Below are 21,071 nucleotides of genomic sequence, written 5' to 3'. Positions count from 1 at the left end.
TTCAACTTTTGCAGATTCAACTATAAATCAAAATTTAGTTCACCACTTTTATTCCATCTGCTAAAAATCTAATTTCTTCTTTTGGCGCAGTAATAGCATCTATCTCAGCTTTTGACTTTTTAGCATCTTTTGCATAATGCTTCAACTCGTCTACAGATGTAACTTTGCGCTCTGCGTTACCTTCTAAAACTACTTTTTTACCTTTTAGAGCTGTTGGAACAAAAAACGCATAATCTTTCATTTTTACAAAGAAAGATGATCCATCTTCCATCTTAAGAGTTATCCAGCATCCCCTTTTTTCACAAACATTAGTCACCTCACCTTTCACAGCAATCCCTTCTTCTTTTTTTGTATCCTTTAATTTGCTTTCAAGCTTTTCAACAGAAATTGCTTTGTCAATTGAAACATCAGAAACATCAGCACCATAGAAATCTCCAATTAGTGCATTACCCGCTGGCGGAGCAGGTTTTTCTACAGCTTCCTGACAAAAAGACAAAGTAGAAAAACATAAAAACAAAACTAATGAATATATTATTGGTTTCATATTATATAGTATTAAATTGATTCTCCCAAAAATAATATTAAAATTTGAGTTGGCTAAAATATTTATAAACTATATCAAAGTAGACAAATATAAATTGAGCCCATAAAAAAAGTCCCAATTTTCATTGGGACTTTACATATAGATTTGAATATTATTTCAATTTCTTTTTAATTGCTACTTCATGGTAAGCTTCAATAACATCGCTTATTTCGATATCATTAAATCCTTTAATTTGGATACCACAATCATAACCTTTGCTTACTTCTTTAACGTCATCTTTGAATCGTTTTAAAGCAACAAGATCACCTGTATGAACTACAACTCCATCTCTAATAACTCTAATCTTAGAAGTTCTTAAGATTTTACCATCTGTTACCATACAACCAGCGATTGAACCAACTTTCGAAATTTTGAAAATCTCGCGAATCTCTGCAGTTCCTAAAATTTCTTCTTTCATTTCAGGAGCTAACATTCCTTCCATCGCATCTTTCAAGTCATCGATTGCTGCGTAGATAATAGAGTAGTAACGGATATCGATTTCTTCTTTATCAGCAAGCTGTCTTGCGTTTCCAGCAGGACGAACGTTAAATCCGATAATAATTGCATCAGATGCAGAAGCCAACATAACATCAGTTTCTGTAATTGCACCAACTCCTTTATGTATGATATTAATTTGAATTTCTTCAGTAGAAAGTTTAGAGAACGAATCTGATAATGCTTCAACAGATCCATCAACGTCTCCTTTAAGGATTACGTTCAATTCTTTAAACTGACCAAGAGCTATACGACGTCCAATTTCATCAAGTGTAATATGACGCTGAGTACGTACAGATTGTTCACGCATTAATTGAGAACGTTTAGATGCAATTTGTTTTGCTTCTTTTTCATCTTCAAATACATTAAACTTATCACCTGCTGTTGCAGCTCCATCTAAACCTAAAACAGATACCGGAGTCGAAGGACCAGCTTCTAAAACTATATGCCCTCTTTCATCATGCATCGCCTTAACTTTACCATGGTGTTTTCCTGCAAGCATATAATCTCCAACTTTTAAAGTTCCGTGCTGAACTAAAATTGTTGATACATATCCTTTTCCTTTATCCAAGAAAGCTTCAACAACTGTTCCTTGAGCCGCTTTATTTGGATTAGATTTTAAATCTAGGATTTCTGCCTCTAATAAAACTTTCTCTAATAATTCTTTTACTCCTGTTCCAACTTTTGCAGAAATATCATGTGACTGAATTTTTCCACCCCAATCTTCAACAAGTAAATTCATACTAGCCAGACGCTCTTTGATTTTCTCAACATTAGCATTTGGTTTATCAATTTTATTGATTGCAAATATAATTGGCACTCCCGCAGCTTGTGCGTGAGAAATTGCTTCTTTTGTTTGTGGCATGATATCATCATCCGCCGCTACTACGATAATAGCAATATCGGTAACTTGAGCTCCACGTGCACGCATTGCGGTAAACGCCTCGTGACCCGGCGTATCTAAGAATGCGATTTTTTGACCATTATCAAGAGTTACTCCGTAAGCCCCAATGTGCTGTGTAATACCTCCAGACTCACCAGCGATAACATTTTCTTTACGAATATAATCCAGTAAAGATGTTTTACCGTGATCGACGTGACCCATTACAGTAACGATAGGTGCTCTTGTAACTAAATCTTCTTCTTTATCTTCAACAACCTCAATTGCTTCTTCGATATCAACAGTAATAAACTCAACTTCGTAACCAAATTCATCAGCAACAATAGTTAATGTTTCAGCATCTAAACGCTGGTTCATCGTTACCATGATTCCAAGAGACATACAAGTTCCAATTACTTTAGTAATTGGCACATCCATCATGATTGCAATTTCACCTACTGTAACAAATTCTGTAACTTTAATCGTTTTACTTCCTTCGTCAAGAGCTCTTTGCTCATCATCAGATTTCTGACGGTGCGTTTCTCTTTTATCTCTTCTGTATTTAGCCGCTTTAGATTTACCGCCTTTACCTTGAAGTTTTTCAAGAGTTTCTCTAATTTGGTTTTTTACTTCTTCTTCAGTAGGCTCAACTTTTGCAACAATTGCAGGACGGTTTCCTTTTACAAAACCTGGTCTTGCACTTCTGTTAGCATTGAAGCCTCCACCTCCTGTATTTGGAGTAATTTTATTAGGATTTGGTGTTCCCGGCGCATTTCCTGTTGCAGGTTTTGGCGCACCCGGTGTACCAGGTTTAGGAGCGATTCTTTTACGCTTATTTTTATTAGCGTTATTATTGTTTCCAGCTCCCGGAGCTCCAGGTTTATTTGGAGTAATTTTCGGTTCTTCCTTCTTTTTCTTAGGCTTGTTAAATTGAGATAAGTCAATTGTCTGCCCAGTAAGAGTAGTTCCTGATAATTTTTGATATTGAGTAGTGATCGTTTCTTCAGCAGTTGCAGGGTCAGTTGAAACAATTGGCTCCTGCGCTGTTTTAGAATTCTCAGCTTTTACTTCTTTTTTCTCTGTAATAATTGGTTTTTCCACCTTTTTCTCTTCAGATACTACAGGAGCAACAGGCTCTGATGGTGTAGTTTCTTTTTGAACAGGTTTTTCTGTTTGAGATGGAGTAACAGTTTTAGGCTCTTCAGCCTTAACTGGTTCTTCTGGAGCAACAGCAGGTTTTTTTGGATTTAAATCAATTTTACCAACTTGAACAGGTCCGGTAACAACAGCTCTCGCTTTGATGATTTCTTGTTGTTTCTGACGCTCTTCGTCTTGTCTGCGTTTGTCCTCAATTTCTTTCTCGCGCTCAACACGCAATGCTTCTTTTTCTTTTCTTTTCTCTTCCCCTACTTCTTTAGAAGCTTCCTTATTCCCCTTATCGCCCGCAAATTGGCTTTGCAGGATATTAAATTCGCTGTCAGAAATTTTAGCATTTGGATTTGCATCAATAGCAATTCCCTTATCTTTTAGATAATCAACAGCTCTTTCTAACGAGATATTTAATTCCCTTAAAACCTTGTTTATTCTTATTACTCTCTCTTCAGACATATAACCTTTTTATTATTACCTTTTTCGTTGTGTTGTTAGAGCAGATAATTAGTTATCAAACTCTTCTTTTAGTATTTTCATAACGTCAAGAATTGTTTCCTCTTCTAAATCCGTTCTTCTTACTAAATCTTCTACTTCTTGTTTTAAGATACTTTTTGCAGTATCTAAACCTATTTTAGCAAATTCTTCAATTACCCAGTCTTCGATTTCATCTGAGAACTCTGTTAATTCAACATCGTCTTCATCAGCCGTTGCACCTGCAACATCTCCTTCACGAATAACATCTAATTCGTAACCTGTTAGCTGACCCGCTAATTTAATATTGTGACCTCCTCTACCAATTGCTTTAGAAACTTCTTCTAATTTCAAGAATACTTCAGCTCTTTTGTTTTCTTCGTCAATTTTGATTGAAGAAACTTTTGCAGGGCTTAATGCTCTTGTAATAAACAATTGAATATTGTTTGTATAGTTGATTACGTCGATATTTTCGTTTCCTAATTCACGAACAATTCCGTGAATACGCGATCCTTTCATACCAACACATGCTCCAACAGGATCAATTCTGTCGTCATAAGAGTCTACAGCAACTTTTGCTTTTTCTCCCGGAATACGCACTACATTTTTAACTGTAATTAAACCGTCGAATACTTCAGGAATTTCTTGTTCAAATAATTTTTCTAAAAACTTCTCAGAAGTTCTAGACATAATAATTTGTGGTTTATTTCCTTTTAATTCCACGCTTTCAATAATTCCACGAACATTATCTCCTTTACGGAAAAAGTCAGATGGAATTTGTTTTTCCTTTGGAAGCACAATTTCGTTTCCTTCGTCATCAACTAAAATAACAACTCTTGGACGTACGTGGTGTACTTCGGCAGTATAAATATCACCAATAATATCTTTAAATTGCTTGTAAAGATTTGTATTATCATGTTCGTGAATTTTAGATATTAAGTTTTGGCGTAAAGCCAAAATAGCTCTTCTTCCTAAATCAATCAATTTTACCTCTTCAGAAACCTCTTCACCAATTTCAAAATCCGCTTCGATCATTCTTGCTTCAGTCAAAGTAATTTCTTCATTTTCAAAATCAAGATCTTCGTCAGCAACGATAACTCTTCTTCTCCATATCTCCATATCTCCTTTGTCAGGATTTATAATGATATCGAAATTATCATCAGAACCGTATTTTTTCTTCAATGCATTTCTAAACACGTCCTCTAAAATTGCCATAAGCGTTACACGATCAATAAGTTTATTATCTTTAAACTCTGAGAATGAATCGATTAATGCTAAATTTTCCATGCGAATTCTTTAATTAAAATGTTACTGTAACAACTGCCTCTTTAATTTCTGTATAAGGTATCTGTTGTTCTTTTTGAACTGTTTCTTTTCCTTTTCCTACTTTTTTCGGTTCTCTTGCCTCCCAAGACAAAATTATAAAAACATCGTTAGCTTCTACTAATTCTGCTTCAATTTTTTCATTATTTGTAGTAACAATCAACGTTCTACCAATATTTTTCTTGTATTGTCTTATTAATTTCAAAGGAGAACCTACTCCAACCGATGCAACTTCAAGCGAAAAATCCTGTTCTTCACGATCCAGATTATTCTCAATTGCACGACTAATATCAATACAATCCTGAAGCGCCACTCCATTATCTCCGTCTAAACCTACACTAATTTTAAAAGAATCAGAAATAGCAAGATCAATCAAAAAGATCGATGGCTTTTCCAGAAGAGCTTCTGTAATTAATTCGTTTACTTTTTCCTTAAATGTCATAATTTTATAAAAAGAGGGGACAATTAGTCCCCTCATTATTTAGATTTTAATAAATAACGGTGCAAATATAGTGATTTTTTTATAAATCAAATAAATAGATTGCTCTAAAAATATTTCTTATCTTTATAGTAGCGTTCAAAAACATATTATTCTAATAATTTAACCCGAAAATTATGAAACGAATTTTAGTACCTACTGATTTTTCAGAACATGCAGAACACGCCTTAAAAATCGCCGCTCAAATCGCAAAAAAAAACAATTCTGAAATCATTATTTTACACATGCTCGAATTCCCGCATCAAACCAATGATGCAATATTTGGGGGTGTAAGCATTCCCGAAACTATGCTTTTTATGCAAAAAGCAAATGAGACTCTTGACGCAATCTCACAAAGCGCTTTTCTTGACGGAATTCAGGTCACGGAAGTTGTAAAAATGGACAAACCAATTCACGGTATTACTCAAGTAAGCAAAGACTATAATATTGATTTAATTATTATGGGCTCACACGGTTCTTCAGGACTTGAAGAATTATTAATTGGTTCAAATACCGAAAAAGTAGTAAGAAATTCCGAAATTCCTGTTTTAGTCATCAAAAAAGATATTTCAGATTTCAATGTTCAAAATATTGTTTTTGCTTCTGATTTTACAGAAGAAACCAAAAAACCGTTTGAAAGGCTTTTAAATTTCACTAGATCCTTTGACGCAAAATTACATCTGGTAACTATTTGCACTCCAAATAGTTTTAAACCAACACACGTAATCGAACAAGCAATTAAGGATTTTACAAATCATTTCAATCTCACAAATTACGACACACATATCTACAATGACACTAATATCGAAAAAGGAATTATCAATTTCTCTAACAGCATAAACGCCGATATTATTGGAATGTGTACTCATGGAAGAACTGGTTTCGCACACTTTTTTAACGGAAGTATAAGTGAAGGCTTAGTAAACCATGCGGTAAAACCCGTTATCACCTTAAAAATTTAAACTGAAATTTCAATGAAGAAATAAATACTCTGAATTTTAAATTTATTCCATAAAAAAAGCCTCTCAATCGAGAGGCTTTTTATGTTGGTCTACTAGGACTCGAACCTAGAAAGACTGCACCAAAAACAGTTGTGTTACCATTACACCATAGACCAGCAATGCTGTTAAGCGGGTGCAAAATTAAACCTTTATTTAAATTGTGCAAATTTTTAAGCAAACTTTTTTGCATAAAAAAAAGCCTCTCGATTTGAGAGGCTTTTTATGTTGGTCTACTAGGACTCGAACCTAGAAAGACTGCACCAAAAACAGTTGTGTTACCATTACACCATAGACCAGCAGTGCTGTTAAGCGAGTGCAAATTTAAGGTTTTATTTAGTTTGCGCAAACTTTTTTGTCAAAAAAAATATTTTTTTTCATTCTTTTTCATTTTAAAGTCTCGTACTTTTCCCAAAGAGCCTTATACACAATACATTAATATTTACAAATAGTTATTATAGAATTTTTTGTTAATGCTCGTTTCTTTACATAAAAAAACATTTTCTTTGTAGGATTGAAAAACATACAAAATTATAACACCTAAATATGGCACAATTCAATTTCAATAAATGGAATACAATTATTGGTTGGTTTGCATTTGCAATCGCTTTAATTACCTACACATTAACTGTCGAACCTACAATGAGCTTTTGGGATTGCGGCGAATATATTGCCACAGCAGCTAAATTAGAAGTTGGCCACCCGCCGGGAGCGCCTTTATTCCAAATGATGGGAGCTTTCTTTGCCATGTTTGCTATTGATGCCCAGCATGTAGCCTTAATGGTAAATATGATGTCTGTTTTTTCCAGCGCCTTTACAATTTTATTTATGTTTTGGTCTTCTTCTATGATTTTAAAGAAAATCGTAGCGCGTTTTGCCGAAATCGATCAAAATAATTCTATTGTTATTTTAGGAAGTTCTTTTGTTGGGGCTTTAGCTTATACTTTCTCTGACAGTTTTTGGTTTAATGCTGTCGAGGCCGAAGTTTATGCAATGGCTTCTTTATTAATTGCATTACTATTCTGGCTTGGATTACGCTGGGAACAAGATATGGACAAACCAAAAGGAAATAAATGGTTATTAATCATTTCTTTGGTTGTTGGTCTTTCTTTTGGAGTTCACTTTATGGCGTTATTAACGATTCCGTCAATTGGATTCTTATATTATTTTAAGCATTACGAAAAAGTTACCATTAAAAACTTCCTTATTGCCAATGTCGTTGTAATTGGAATTTTGTTGTTTATCTTCAAATTACTTTTGCCTTTAACCATGGCTTTCTTTGGTAAAACCGAAATTTTCATGGTAAATAGTTTGGGATTACCTTTTAATTCAGGAACTATTTTTGTGACTTTATTATTAATTGCTTTCTTCTATTTCGGATTAAAATTCACTAGACAAAAAGGATTAATTTTTTATAACACCATCATCCTTTGTACTTTGTTTATATTAATTGGTTTCTCTACCTGGATGATGCTTCCAGTTCGTGCAAATGCCAATACGGTAATTAATGAAAACAAACCATCAGATGCTGCCGAGGTTTTAGCCTACTATAATCGTGAACAATACGGTGTAAATCCATTATTTTATGGCCCTCAATATACCGAAGTTTTCGCCGGTCTTGATGCTAACACTCCATATTTAGACAAAAAACCTAACTACGAAAGAGACAATAAAACTGGTAAATATATTATTACCAACAATTATAAAAACGCTGAACAAAACAGCGACGACAATCAAAAAGCAATTCTGCCAAGAATGTGGAGTACCGAAACCGGACACATTCAAAACTATATCAGTTTCACAAATCCGCCTAAATTCCGAATCAATCCAGACTATAATTATGAGGATGATTTAGGTAAATACGGAATTGATGCAAGTCAATTAACCGAAGAAGAATACAACAAAGCAACTGGACAGCTTCGTAATGAAGTAGAAAAAACAATATCTGAATTCAGAAATGCTTATGCTCAAAAGCAAATTGACAACGAAGGTTATGTTAAGTTCTTAAAAAGCTACGGAGAATATCTTATAATCGAAAAACCAACTACTGGTGATAATTTCAGTTTTATGTTCGAATACCAATTTGGATATATGTACTGGAGATATTTAATGTGGAATTTTGTTGGACGTCAAAGCGATGTTCAGGGGAAATACGACAACTTAGATGGAAACTGGATTAGCGGAATCAAAGCGCTGGACTCTGTTCATTTGGGCTCTCAGGATAAATTACCATCTGATGTTTTAAACAACAAAGGACGTAATGTTTACTATTTCCTTCCTTTCATTTTAGGATTAATTGGAATAATGTATCATGCTAATAAAGACCTTAAAAGTTTTTATGTGCTTTTAGCCTTATTCTTATTTACGGGAATCGCTTTAAAAATCTATTTAAATGAAAGACCTTTTGAACCTCGTGAAAGAGATTATGCGCTGGTTGGATCTTTCTATGTCTTTGCCATCTGGATTGGTTTTGGAGTTTATTCTTTATATGAAAGTATTCAGAAATATATTGCTCCAAAAATCGCCGGGCCAGCTATTATTGCAGTAAGTTTATTGGCTGCGCCGGTTTTAATGGCTTCTCAAAACTGGGATGATCACGACAGATCAAACAGATATACTGCTGTTGCAATGGCAAAAGCGTATTTAAGTTCGTGTGATAAGGATGCTATTTTATTTACTATTGGAGACAACGATACCTTCCCGCTTTGGTATGCTCAGGAAATTGAACATTTTAGAACCGATGTTAAGATTGTAAATACAAGTCTTTTCATGACAGATTGGTATATCGACCAAATGAAAGCAAAATCATATGAATCTGATCCTTTACCAATATCATTTACACATGATCAATATGTTGGGGATAAATTGGATTATGTAGCTCATATTCCGAAGATTGAAACACGCTGGAACATTAAAGATTTCCTTGATTTTATTAAAAATCCAAAGTCAACTGTAGGTTTACAAAACGGACAAACGATTCATTTTTATCCAACGAATAAAATTAGAGTGAATGTTGACAAAAACATCATTCTTAAAAACAAAGTTGTAAATCCTAAATATAATGATTCAATTGTTCCTTATATGGATATTGACATTAAAGGAAGTGCGCTATACAAAAACAGGTTAATGATGCTGGATATTTTGGCTAATAACAACTGGAAACGTCCAATTTATTTTAGTGGAGGTGCTTTTGATGATGAAGATTATTTATGGTTGAAAGATTATCTTCAATTAGACGGTATGGTTTATAAATTAGTTCCTGTTAGAAACGTGCCTTCTAAAGATGGCGGGCCAATGGATATGGGACAAATTGATGCTGATAAAATGTATGATATCGTTATGAAATGGGATTGGGGTAACAGCGAAAGTGAAAAAATTTATCATGATCCTGAAACCAGAAGAAACAGTATTACATACCGTACTAACTTATCTCGTTTAGTAGACGAACTTATTGCCGAAGGTAAAATTGACAAGGCTAAAAACGTAATTAATTTAGCAATGACAAAAATGCCATTGGATAAATTTGGTTATTATTCTTTAGTTGAGCCATTTGCAGGCGGATATTATAAAGTAGGAGAAACAGCTAAAGCGCATGATTTATTAGATAAACTAGTAAATAAATACAAAGAGAATCTAAACTATTACGCTACTCTGCCGCCTGGTGACCAAACTGATTTAGCAATGGATATTATTACAGATATTGAGCGTTACAGAAGTTTACTTCATGTTATGAGAGAAAATAAAGATAAAGCTTTCTACGAAAAACATAAAACAGTATTTAATACGTATGTAAATGTTTTTGAACGTTTTGGACGCGAAAAAGAATAATAATATACGAAAAATATATTGATTAAAAAAATGCAGTGCTTCTTGATAAAAAGCGCTGCATTTTTTATTTTTACGTAGATATAAATAAAATCAAAATGAGCTTTTATTGGGTAAAAACTAATTCATTTATTAAAAAGGTGTTTTCTAAATATTGTTGGGATATTCCAAACAACGAAAAGAAAATATACTTAACGTTTGATGACGGCCCAACCCCAGAGATTACAGACTGGGTTTTATCTGAACTTAAAAAGTTTGATGCAAAAGCTACTTTCTTCTGTATTGGAAAAAATATTAAAGCCAATTTATCTTTATTCGAAAAATTAATCACAGACGGTCATTGTATTGGAAACCATACGATGAACCATGTAAACGGCTGGAAAATACATACCAATGATTATATCGAAAATGTAAATAACTGCGCTAAGATTTTAGAAGAAGAAATAAAACCAAACAATTTAATATTTCGTCCGCCTTACGGGAAAATTAAAAAAGCGCAATCAAAGATTTTACGCAAACTTGGCTATAAAATAATAATGTGGGATGTTTTAAGCGCGGATTTTGACCAAAGTATAACTCCTGAAAAATGCCTTGAAAATGTTACCAAAAATGTAAAATCGGGAAGCGTAATTGTATTCCATGACAGCATAAAAGCATCGCCAAATTTAAAATTTGCCTTACCAAAAACGCTGCATTTTTTAAAAGAGAATGGATATAAGTTTGACATTATTCATTAGAAAACCCGAACAATATCTTATTTCTGAAGTATTTTATACGTCGAATTGATCCTGAACAATTCCGATAAGTGTATTTGCATCAAGTTCTCCGGATTGTCTCCAGATCATTTGTCCTTCTTTATAAATCATTAAAGTCGGAAGTCCTTTAATTCTTAATGCTTCGGCCAGTTCCTGATTTTTATCAACATCAATTTTAATTACCTTCGCTTTGTCTCCAAGCGCAGCCGCAACATCCTTTATTACCGGATGCATCAATACTGATGATTCGTTCCAATCTGTGTAGAAGTCAATTAACACCGGAACCTGAGCATTTATAAGTTCTCCAAATTTTGACATAAAACCAAAAATTTAATTCTTTTAATCTATTAAAAAGATATAATTAATACAAATGTAGCATTTTTAACGAATTAAGCCACATTCTTACCTTTTTTTAGTTCAATAACCGTGATTTCAGGCATAATTCCAACTCGTCCAGGATAAGCATGAAAACCAAATCCGCGGTTCACATAAACATATCTTCCGGCTTCTTCATAAAGTCCCGCCCATTGTTTATAAATGTATTGCGCCAGACTCCATTTGAAATATCCCGGAATTTCAATTCCAAACTGCATTCCGTGCGTATGACCTGATAAAGTTAAATGAAAGTTTTTAGGATCTTTTTTAACTTCATATTCCCAATGACTTGGATCGTGGCTCATTAAAACTTTAAAATCAGATTCCTGAAGTCCTTGTGAAGCTTTTTTTAAATCTCCGGCCTTTTTAAAATTCTGTCCCCAGTTTTCAACACCAACTAAAGCAATTTTATCTGCACCTTTTTGAATGTATTTATTTTCATTCAGCATCAAATCAAAACCTATTTTACCATAAAGATTTTTGATTTCTGCAAAGTTCTCATCTTTTTCTTTTTCAGAAGGCCAAGTCACGTATTCTCCGTAATCATGATTTCCTAAAACAGCATATTTTCCGTATTTATAATCTTTAATTCTGCTAAAAGTTTCCAGCCACGGATGCATTTCTTTTGCATGCGTATTTACAATATCTCCTGTAAACAAAATCATGTCTGATTCCTGTTCATTAATCAAATCAATTGCATAATTAATTTTATCAGGATTATCAAAACTTCCGCTGTGAACATCAGAAATCTGTGTTATTTTAAAACCATCAAATTCATCTGGAAGATCTGGAAAAAAGATAGTCTGCTTGAATACTTTAAAATTATATTTCCCTTCGAAAATTCCGTAAATCAAAGATAAAAACGGAACAGCTGCCAATCCTAAAGCAATCTGACTAACAAACTTACGTCTGTCCGGCATCATTTCTTTTCTAGGCGCATTGTACATGCAGTAGTTTAATATACTGGCTCCAATTCTAAAAATATCTTCTCCAAACATTACAAGTGTAAGCACAATTTTAGGAACATAAACCAATAACATTAATCCCATTGTAAACATGGTTTGTTTGGTTTGCCCAACAGAACGGTCAAATTGCGTAAAAGAATATATAATGAAAACTAAAAGCAGTACACTAATAATTTGATAGCTGATCAATACCCATCTTAATTTTATTAAAGTACGAAAGGCTTGATACGAATAGAACTCAATAAATAGAAAAAGAGCACATAGAATTATAAAACGAAGGATCATTTATTTACAGTTTTAAGCAAAGTAACAAAGAATGAATATTCTATCGCTTTTTATTATCAAAAATTTAACTCAAATAATAGCAAAAGCCGATAGATTTCTCTATCAGCTTTTGCAGCCAAATTATTTAAAACCTTTAGTCTACAACAAAGTTTATTCAATAAACCTTTATCGCATTATTTTTGAGCTTTTGCCGCTTCTGGCTTAGCTTCTGCTTTTTTAGCTTTTTTATCAGCTTTTTTCTCTTTTTTAGCAGCTTTTGCTTCTTTTGCCGGAGTTTCTTTTACTGGAGTTGTTTGAGCATTTACCATTGCAGTTGTTCCTAAAACTGCTACCGCTAATAAAATTAATTTTTTCATGATTGTTGATTTTTGTGATTACTACTTCTTTATTTATAGCTCAAAGATATAATCAGTAAATGAAGACAAAATGAAGATTGCACCAATCTGAAAAAATTAACTTTTAATTGGGTTTTTGGGTTTCTGGAAACAACAAAGTAAAAGTTGTTCCTTCGTTTATAAGAGAATTAACTTTAATTTCTATATGATGAAAAACAGCAATACTCTTAGCAATAGCAAGGCCTAACCCCTGCCCTTCCTGATCTGAGCTTACTCTGGCAAAGCGGTTGAAAATATTTTCGATTTGCGATTCATTTAAACCAATACCAGAATCAGTAATTGAAATAAAATATTGATTTTGCAAAAACCCATCAGAAACAATAATACTTCCATCCGGTTTATTATATTTTATGGCATTCGTTACTAAATTATAAATCAGAATATGAATTAAAGTTTTGTTTCCTCTAAAAGCAAAATCATGTTCCATTTTATTGACAAACTCAATTCCTTTATCATCAATACGATCCTGCAAATCTTCCTGCAGATCTTTTATTATTTCCTGAAAACTGATATTTTCGTTAGCTTCATATTGATTGTTTTCGATTCGGGAAATCAACAGTAAATTATTGATGATTTTTTTCAGCATATCGAGCGTTTTCAATGAACCCGCAATTTTATCCACAGCATTATCATCTAAAGAATCATTTTGTAATAAATTCTCCAGCTTGTTTTTTAATAAAGCAATTGGAGTTAAAAGCTCGTGCGAAACATTAGAAATAAACTGTTTTTCTTTTTTAAAAAGCTCTGCAATACGATTCATCATTTGGTTTAAAACCAAATCTAATTCCCTAAAATCTCTCGATTTTGCATTTATGGGCGTATGATCAAAAACCTCCGGTTCATTGACCCGCCTTATTTTAGTATCGATAATTTTATAAAAAGGTTTCAGTAAATATTCGATATAAAAAGTATCGGCCAAAAAAGTAACCAAAAGAATAACGACCAAAACTACAATTATAAAAAGCTTTATAATAAAAGTCAAGTCTTTTACTTCGCTTAAGCTGCTGCCAATTTCGAGTTGATATTCTTCATTTTGATAACTAAAATGATGCTGCAGAATTCGGTATTCATTTTCCTCCCCTTCAATAATTCGATATTCATTACTAAAAGTTGTTCTTTTTTGATGTGGTTTTATGGGAACTCTGGAAAGAACCAAAAATTCGCTGTGAAGTGTAGAAAACTGCGAATAAGTTTCGGTAGAATCATCTTCATTTTCGATAAAATCATTAATTTCCTGCTGATTTAAATGATCAATGAATTTCTGTTTCTTTTCGATTAATCCATTATTAATATGTCTGTAAACCACATTTTCGACCAAAATAGGAAGCATGAGCCATAAAACCAAAATCACCAACAATCTTGTTAGTGCATTAAATATGGCCAATTGATGTTTTATCTTCACAAAAATCTATTTATTCATTAATACGATAACCAACATTTCTAACGGTTTCAAACCAATCAATCGAAGTATGTTTGTCTAATTTTTTTCGAAGGTTACGAACGTGTACGTCTATAAAATTAGAATCGGAGTTTACCTCCAGAATATCGCCCCAAATATGTTCTGTCAATTGAAGTCTTGTAATTACCCTGTTTTTATTTAAAACCAAATATTGAAAAATATCAAATTCCTTTTTGGTCAAACTTAAAGGCACATCATTAAAACTCACTTTATAATCCTGAAGCTGCAGTAAAAATCCGTGAATGCTTAAATTGTTTAAAGTAAAACCATGAATACGGCGGATTACGGCAAATAATCTTGCTGCTAATTCGGTTAAAGCAAAAGGTTTCGTCAAATAATCATCCGCTCCAAGATGAAGTCCGTTAATCCTGTCGTCTAATTCTCCGCGCGCCGTTAGCACAATTACCGCAATTTTTGATTTTGTTTTTCGAATCGTCTGTAAAACCTCAAAACCATCTCCGTCCGGCAAACCAAGATCCAGCAGCATCGCATCATAATCATTGCTTGCAAATTCTTCAAGAGCATCGGCGCAATTATTAGCGATTTTACAAATATAACCCGCATTGCACAAAAAGTCGTAAACCTCTACAGCAAGTTCCTTATTATCTTCAACAATTAAAACATTCATAAAAAAGGCATTTAAACGCAACTAAAATTAATCAATTATCAAAAGTCCAGTTACGCGTTATTAAAAAATTAACGAATAAAAAAAGCTGACAAATTTCTTCATCAGCTTTCTTCAATCGCATTCATCATAATCATTATTCCTGTTTTGCCTCCGTTACAATGCTTCGAAAACAAAACGAGAGTAATTCTTATTTTTTCACAGTTGCAGCTTCGTCTTTTGGAGCTTCAGCTTTTGCCTTTTTATTTCCTTTATGATGGTGTTTTGTCGCTTTAACTTCTTTTGCAGGCGCTGCCTGAGCTGGAGTTGTTTGAGCATTTACCATTGCAGTTGTTCCTAAAACTGCTACCGCTAATAAAATTAATTTTTTCATGATTTTAAATTTTTAAATTAACCAACCTTTTTTTCTAAATTATCTTTTTGTTTATTTTTTTGCTTTTGCTGTTTCTGCTTTTGGAGCTTCACTTTTTACTGATTTTGTTTTTTTATCAGTTTTGCTTTTCGGGTGTTTTGTTGCTTTTACTTCTTTTGCAGGAACTGTTTTACCATCTTTTGCAGGAAACGCATGAACCATTGCGCTTGTTCCTAAAACTGCTGTTAATAACATCAATAAATTTCTCATGATTTCTAAGATTTAAATTAATTACCTTTTATTTTACAGATCAAAATTACTCCCATAACATTAAGACAAAATGAAGAAATCCCTGAATAAAAAAAATTAACTTGACATTAACGCTTTGCTCGTTTTTCCACCATATAAGTTATATAAGTTCATTTTAGTAGAGACGCACAGCAGTGCGTCTATTTCGATACCGCATATATTAAATGAACTTATATAACTTATATGGTGAAAAAAAATCTATGGTGGAAAAAAAATCTCGTTAGTCTAATTTTTGAGGACCCAATTGTTTATTTTTACAGACTAATATTTTTTATATGTCAACTCAAAAACGCCTTTTTCTTCTAGATGCTTATGCATTAATTTTTCGCGGCTATTATGCCTTTATAAAAAACCCGAGAATAAACTCAAAAGGAATGGACACATCTGCAATTATGGGTTTTATGAACTCACTTTTAGATGTTATTAAAAGAGAAAAACCAGATCATCTTGCTGTTGCTTTTGACAAAGGCGGAAGTCATGTAAGAACGGAAATGTTCGTAGAATATAAAGCCAATCGTGATGAAACGCCTGAGGCGATTAAAATTGCAGTTCCCTATATTCAGGAATTATTAAGAGCCATGCATATCCCGATTATTGAAATCGAAGGTTGTGAAGCCGATGATTTAATTGGAACTATTGCCAAACAAGCCGAAAAACAAAATTATAAGGTTTTCATGGTAACGCCGGATAAGGATTTTGCGCAATTGGTTTCTGAAAATATTTTCATGTACAAGCCTGCCCGTATGGGTAACGGAATCGAAATTTGGGGAATTCCCGAAGTTTTGGCAAAATTTGAAATCGAAAGACCTGAACAAGTTATAGACTTTCTAGGAATGATGGGCGACGCCGTGGATAATATTCCAGGATTGCCTGGAGTTGGTGAAGTTACCGCTAAAAAGTTCCTAAAAGAATTTGGTACAATGGAAAACCTTTTAGACAATACACATTTACTAAAAGGAAAAATGAAGGAGAATATCGAAGCGAATAAAGATAAAGGTATTTTGTCTAAAAAACTGGCAACGATTATCTGCGATTGCGATGTTGTTTTTAATGAAGATGATTACGAACTTTCTCGCCCTGATATTGAAAAAACAGATGCTATTTTTCAGGAACTGGAATTTAGAAGAATGGCGGAACAGTTTGACAATTTGTTTAAAGTTGGAGGCGGAAATGAATTAGCAAATAGTGCTCCGGCAGCCGATCCTAAATTATACAAAAAACCGCAACCTAAAAACGAAGACCAATTTGATCTTTTTGGCGGAGGCGGAATTACTCTTGATGAAAGTGCAGAAGCTGCAAGAAATTCATTTTACAATACTTTAGAAAATACTGAGCACTCCTATCAAATCGTTCAGGGGGATTTAGGAATTAAATTGCTTTTACAGAATTTACAAAAACAGACTTCAGTTTGTTTTGATACCGAAACTACAGGAATCGATGCGTTGCATGCACAACTTGTGGGAATGTCTTTCTCTTACGAAAAAGGAAAAGCATTTTATGTTCCGTTTCCGGAAAGTCAGGAAGAAGCAAAAGCTTTAGTAGACAAATTTGTTCCGTTTTTTGAAAATGAAAACATCGAAAAAATTGGACAGAACTTAAAATACGATTTAAAAATTCTTGCTAATTACGGAGTTACGGTAAAAGGAAAACTTTTTGATACCATGATTGCGCATTATTTGATTAATCCGGATATGCGTCATAATATGGATATTTTGGCCGAAACGTACTTAAAATACTCACCAAAATCAATTGAAACTCTAATTGGTAAAAAAGGAAAAAATCAGCTTTCGATGCGTGATGTTCCTTTAGAAGATATTAAAGAATATGCTGCAGAAGATGCTGATGTTACTTTACAATTAAAAGAAATCTTTACTACAGAATTAGACAAAACAGAAACTAAAAAGCTGTTTGATGAAATTGAAATTCCGTTAGTAAGCGTTTTAGCTGCAATGGAAACAGAAGGAATTCGCCTTGATGTTGATTTCTTAAAACAAATGTCTGGAGAGATGGAAATTGAAATCAAATCTTTAGAAGAACAGATATATGAAACTGCGGGCGAGAAATTCAACCTTGCGTCTCCAAAACAATTAGGAGATATTTTATTTGATAAACTTAAAATTGGCGGAGCAAAGCAAAAGAAAACCAAAACGGGTCAATATGCAACCGGAGAGGAAGTTTTGACTTATTTAGCAAACGACAATCCTATTGTAAAACAAATTTTGGACTGGCGTCAAATGGTGAAGTTACAAAGTACTTATATTTTGGCTTTGCCGGAACAAGTTGACAAAAAAACATTACGCGTTCATACCGATTATATGCAGACTGTTGCCGCAACTGGACGTTTGAGTTCTAATAATCCGAATTTACAAAACATTCCGATTCGTACGGAAAGAGGACGTCAGATTCGTAAAGCTTTCGTAGCACGCGATGAAAATCACACGTTAATCTCTGCCGATTACTCGCAAATTGAATTACGAATTATCGCTGCTTTGAGTGGTGAAGAAAATATGATTGCAGCTTTCCAAAACGGTGAAGATATTCACAGAGCTACTGCAGCAAAAGTTTTTGATGTAGCGCTTGAAGAAGTTTCACGCGAACAAAGAAGTAATGCTAAAACGGTAAACTTTGGAATTATATATGGTGTTTCTGCTTTCGGATTAAGTAATCAGACTTCATTATCTCGCGGTGAAAGTGCAGCTTTGATTGATGCTTATTACAAAACGTATCCGAGATTAAAATCATATATGCAGGATCAGGTTGATTTTGCGCGTGAAAACGGTTATGTACAAACTATTTTAGGTCGTCGCCGTTATTTAAAAGATATTAATTCTGCGAATGCCGTTGTGAGAAGTGCTGCCGAACGAAATGCTGTAAATGCACCAATTCAAGGAAGTGCTGCCGATGTGATTAAAATTGCCATGATTAACATTCATAAAAAATTACAAGACGAAAACTGGAAATCCAGAATGCTGCTGCAAGTTCATGATGAGCTTGTGTTTGATGTGCACAACGACGAATTAGAAAAAATCCAGCCAATGATTAAACACGAAATGGAAAATGCTTTCAAAATGGCAGTTCCTTTAGAAGTTGAACTTGGTTTGGGTAAAGATTGGTTAGAAGCGCATTAATTTATTTTAGATTGTTGATTTTAGATTTTAGATTTATGAATCAAGAACAATCAACACAATCTTGTCATTTCGACGAAGGAGAAATCTTCGCGAGAAGCTCGACAAAGATTGGATCCTCATTGCGGAGTTACTTGCGGAGATTTCTCCTTCGTCGAAATGACACTAAACATAAAAAAAAGGACTGTTCAAATGAACAGTCCTTTTTTTATGAATTACATTTTATAATTAAGCCTTTCTTGTAGACTCTCTTTCTTTCAATTTTGTTTTGATGATGATCGTTTCGTAATCAGAAGTTTCACCTTCTGGCTCTTCCAGTCTTTCGATTAGTTTTTTGGCAGCCACTTCACCAATTTCAATTCCGTGCTGGCTTACTGTTGTTAAACTTGGAGACAAACGTCTTGAAGCCAAGATTCCATCAGCAAAACCAATTATCGAAATATCTTCTGGAACTTTGTATCCTTTTTTCAAACTTACTCTTAAAGCTGCAACTGAATCATTTTCATCTAAAGCAAAAATCGCATCAATTTTATGATCAAAAATCGAATCAATTTTAGCTTTCATATCATCTTCAGAATCCGTACGAAGAATAATTTTTTCGTTTACCGGAATATTATTGTCTTTTAAAGCTTTTAAATATCCATCAGCTCTTAATTTTCCAACACTTAAATTATCTACAGAAGAAATTAAGGCGATATTTTTACAGCCTAAATTAATTAAATGCTGCGTCGAGTTTAAAGCAGAGTCAAAATCATCAACTACAACTTTATCACATTCTACTTCATCAGCAATTCTGTCAAACATTACAATTGGCGTTCCGTCATTAATAATAGCCGAAAAGTGATTGTAATCTTGCAGCTTTTGTGCTTCTTCAGAAACCGAAAGAATAAATCCGTCGATAGTTCCGTTGCTTAACATTTCAAGCGTATGAACCTCTTTCTCTAAAGATTCATTCGAAATACACGTAATTACATTATATCCCTTTTTATCGGCAACCTTTTCGATGCCGCTAAAAACCTTTGCAAAAAAGGAGTTTAATATATTAGGTATAATTACACCAATTGTTTTGGTTTTTCGATTCTTCAAGTTCAGACCAATAACATTCGGTTTATAATTTTTGAGTTTGGCATACTCTTTAATCTTCACCTTCGTCTGCTCACTTATTTCCGGGCTGTCGTTTAGTGCTTTAGACACTGTAGACACAGAAACACCTAGTTCCTTCGCAATTTGTTTTAGAGTTGCTTTAGCTTTCATCTAATAAAAGTTTATGTAATTAATACAAATATAGTAGAATTACCGAAAATAAAACAAAAAACCCCTACCACTATTTGAAATAATAGTATCTATTCGAAATAATTCTAAAAAAGAAGAAATTTCTGAAACCGCATGTCTAAAAATTTCGTTAATAAACTTAATAGAATGTTATTAACTTAATAAAAGCCTAGATTATGAAAAACGAAGTTAAAATTCAGGAAGTCAACCCTTCCCTGGATAGCAGAAGGAGCTTTCTGAAGCTCAGTGGACTAACATTAGTTACCGCAGGTTTGGTTTTAGCTGGTTGCAGCGACAATGATAACGATGACAATATGGAGGATAATTCCTTACCTGGAGTCAAAAATGGTGTTTTTGACTTAGGCTCAGGAGACTTTGGTGTTCTAACTTATGCGTACGCCTTAGAGCAGTTAGAAGCCGATTTTTACACTAAAGTGGTAAATGCCTCCAACTTTAATACTGTATTTAATGACACAGAACGTCAGGTCCTGACAGATCTTTACCATCACGAAGTAGTGCACAGAGATTTTTTTAAAGCCGCTTTAACCGGAGCGCTTCCAGATCCTGGTTCTCAATTACTTCCTTCTTTAGCCTTTAGTTATGGTGCTTTAAATTTTAATAGCCGTACCGAAGTTTTAGCTACCGCAAAAGCACTTGAAGATACTGGTGTTGCTGCTTATAATGGAGCTGGCAGACTTATTAAAAGCCCTGATTATTTATTATTAGCCGGAAAAATTGTTTCTGTAGAGGCCAGGCATGCTTCTGCAATTAGAAGTTTAATCAACCCGAATTCAAAAGATTTTGCCGGAGATGATATTATAAGCACTTCAACCGGATTAGACGTTGCAAAAGATCCGTCAAAAATCCTACCAGTTGCCGCAGGATTTATTACCACAAAATTCACGGCAAACTATTTACCTTAATCTTAACTAGCTAAAAATTAGAAATT

The 21,071-nt window shown here is 33.6% G+C and carries 17 protein-coding genes and 2 tRNA genes; 5 read left to right on the top strand and 14 right to left on the bottom strand.

The features are described from left to right. Nucleotides 1-34 precede the first annotated feature (34 nt). From NLJ00_RS08635 to rimP, 4 genes are all read right to left on the bottom strand, one after another. On the bottom strand, nucleotides 35-544 hold the full coding sequence (locus tag NLJ00_RS08635; RefSeq protein ID WP_256636907.1) for a DUF4920 domain-containing protein: 510 nt from the start codon (nucleotides 542-544) through the stop codon (nucleotides 35-37). 151 nt (nucleotides 545-695) lie between these two features. Further along, the gene (gene infB, locus NLJ00_RS08630) at nucleotides 696-3,566 is read right to left on the bottom strand and encodes a translation initiation factor IF-2 (RefSeq protein ID WP_256636906.1); all 2,871 of its coding nucleotides are present in this window, start codon (nucleotides 3,564-3,566) and stop codon (nucleotides 696-698) included. 48 nt (nucleotides 3,567-3,614) lie between these two features. Continuing rightward, nucleotides 3,615-4,868 (bottom strand): transcription termination factor NusA, encoded by a 1,254-nt coding sequence (nusA, locus tag NLJ00_RS08625; RefSeq protein WP_053474392.1) that lies wholly within the window; start codon nucleotides 4,866-4,868, stop codon nucleotides 3,615-3,617. Nucleotides 4,869-4,881: 13 nt separating this feature from the next. Then, the gene (rimP, locus tag NLJ00_RS08620; protein WP_256636905.1) at nucleotides 4,882-5,346 is read right to left on the bottom strand and encodes a ribosome assembly cofactor RimP; all 465 of its coding nucleotides are present in this window, start codon (nucleotides 5,344-5,346) and stop codon (nucleotides 4,882-4,884) included. A gap of 173 nt (nucleotides 5,347-5,519) precedes the next feature. On the opposite strand from rimP, the gene NLJ00_RS08615 reads away from it, so the two are divergent. Further along, entirely contained in the window at nucleotides 5,520-6,344 is an 825-nt protein-coding gene (locus NLJ00_RS08615) for a universal stress protein (RefSeq protein WP_053474393.1), read from the top strand. An 84-nt stretch (nucleotides 6,345-6,428) separates the two neighbouring features. Here the strand turns inward: NLJ00_RS08615 and NLJ00_RS08610 are convergent. Further along, nucleotides 6,429-6,499 (bottom strand) — tRNA-Gln (locus tag NLJ00_RS08610). Between the two features lie 109 nt (nucleotides 6,500-6,608). Continuing rightward, nucleotides 6,609-6,679: transfer RNA gene (locus NLJ00_RS08605), tRNA-Gln, on the bottom strand. Between the two features lie 247 nt (nucleotides 6,680-6,926). Between NLJ00_RS08605 and NLJ00_RS08600 the strand changes: the two genes are divergently transcribed. Together NLJ00_RS08600 and NLJ00_RS08595 are read left to right on the top strand one after the other, a co-directional pair. Next, complete coding sequence (locus NLJ00_RS08600; protein WP_256636904.1) at nucleotides 6,927-10,208, top strand: glycosyltransferase family 117 protein; 3,282 nt, start codon at nucleotides 6,927-6,929, stop codon at nucleotides 10,206-10,208. Nucleotides 10,209-10,303: 95 nt separating this feature from the next. Beyond that, entirely contained in the window at nucleotides 10,304-10,942 is a 639-nt protein-coding gene (locus tag NLJ00_RS08595) for a polysaccharide deacetylase family protein (RefSeq protein ID WP_073483111.1), read from the top strand. Between the two features lie 33 nt (nucleotides 10,943-10,975). On the opposite strand, the gene NLJ00_RS08590 is transcribed toward NLJ00_RS08595, so the two are convergent. The 7 genes from NLJ00_RS08590 to NLJ00_RS08560 all read right to left on the bottom strand — a co-directional run bounded on the left by NLJ00_RS08590 (nucleotide 10,976) and on the right by NLJ00_RS08560 (nucleotide 15,686). Continuing rightward, nucleotides 10,976-11,278 (bottom strand): thioredoxin family protein, encoded by a 303-nt coding sequence (locus tag NLJ00_RS08590; RefSeq protein WP_053474396.1) that lies wholly within the window; start codon nucleotides 11,276-11,278, stop codon nucleotides 10,976-10,978. Between the two features lie 71 nt (nucleotides 11,279-11,349). Next, nucleotides 11,350-12,585: a metallophosphoesterase gene (locus tag NLJ00_RS08585; protein ID WP_256636903.1), complete on the bottom strand. Its 1,236-nt coding sequence runs from the start codon at nucleotides 12,583-12,585 to the stop codon at nucleotides 11,350-11,352. A gap of 173 nt (nucleotides 12,586-12,758) precedes the next feature. Next, entirely contained in the window at nucleotides 12,759-12,941 is a 183-nt protein-coding gene (locus NLJ00_RS08580) for a hypothetical protein (RefSeq protein ID WP_180856371.1), read from the bottom strand. 103 nt (nucleotides 12,942-13,044) lie between these two features. Next, nucleotides 13,045-14,382, bottom strand: a complete 1,338-nt coding sequence (locus NLJ00_RS08575; protein WP_256636902.1) for a sensor histidine kinase — start codon at nucleotides 14,380-14,382, stop codon at nucleotides 13,045-13,047. A 10-nt stretch (nucleotides 14,383-14,392) separates the two neighbouring features. After that, nucleotides 14,393-15,067: a response regulator transcription factor gene (locus NLJ00_RS08570; protein WP_053474400.1), complete on the bottom strand. Its 675-nt coding sequence runs from the start codon at nucleotides 15,065-15,067 to the stop codon at nucleotides 14,393-14,395. 187 nt (nucleotides 15,068-15,254) lie between these two features. Further along, the gene (locus NLJ00_RS08565; RefSeq protein WP_053474401.1) at nucleotides 15,255-15,437 is read right to left on the bottom strand and encodes a hypothetical protein; all 183 of its coding nucleotides are present in this window, start codon (nucleotides 15,435-15,437) and stop codon (nucleotides 15,255-15,257) included. Nucleotides 15,438-15,488: 51 nt separating this feature from the next. Then, on the bottom strand, nucleotides 15,489-15,686 hold the full coding sequence (locus NLJ00_RS08560; RefSeq protein WP_256636901.1) for a hypothetical protein: 198 nt from the start codon (nucleotides 15,684-15,686) through the stop codon (nucleotides 15,489-15,491). A gap of 314 nt (nucleotides 15,687-16,000) precedes the next feature. Here NLJ00_RS08560 and polA point away from each other — a divergent pair, with 314 nt between their 5' ends. After that, nucleotides 16,001-18,853 (top strand): DNA polymerase I, encoded by a 2,853-nt coding sequence (gene polA, locus NLJ00_RS08555; RefSeq protein ID WP_256636900.1) that lies wholly within the window; start codon nucleotides 16,001-16,003, stop codon nucleotides 18,851-18,853. Nucleotides 18,854-19,078: 225 nt separating this feature from the next. Here the strand turns inward: polA and NLJ00_RS08550 are convergent, their stop codons facing one another. Then, on the bottom strand, nucleotides 19,079-20,104 hold the full coding sequence (locus NLJ00_RS08550) for a LacI family DNA-binding transcriptional regulator (RefSeq protein WP_053472630.1): 1,026 nt from the start codon (nucleotides 20,102-20,104) through the stop codon (nucleotides 19,079-19,081). 194 nt (nucleotides 20,105-20,298) lie between these two features. Here NLJ00_RS08550 and NLJ00_RS08545 point away from each other — a divergent pair, with 194 nt between their 5' ends. After that, nucleotides 20,299-21,045, top strand: a complete 747-nt coding sequence (locus tag NLJ00_RS08545; RefSeq protein WP_053472629.1) for a ferritin-like domain-containing protein — start codon at nucleotides 20,299-20,301, stop codon at nucleotides 21,043-21,045. Nucleotides 21,046-21,071 lie beyond the last annotated feature (26 nt).

This window comes from Flavobacterium panici (genome assembly GCF_024499525.1).
Lineage (GTDB): Bacteria > Bacteroidota > Bacteroidia > Flavobacteriales > Flavobacteriaceae > Flavobacterium > Flavobacterium panici.
This window is presented reverse-complemented; position numbering and strand designations above follow the sequence as displayed.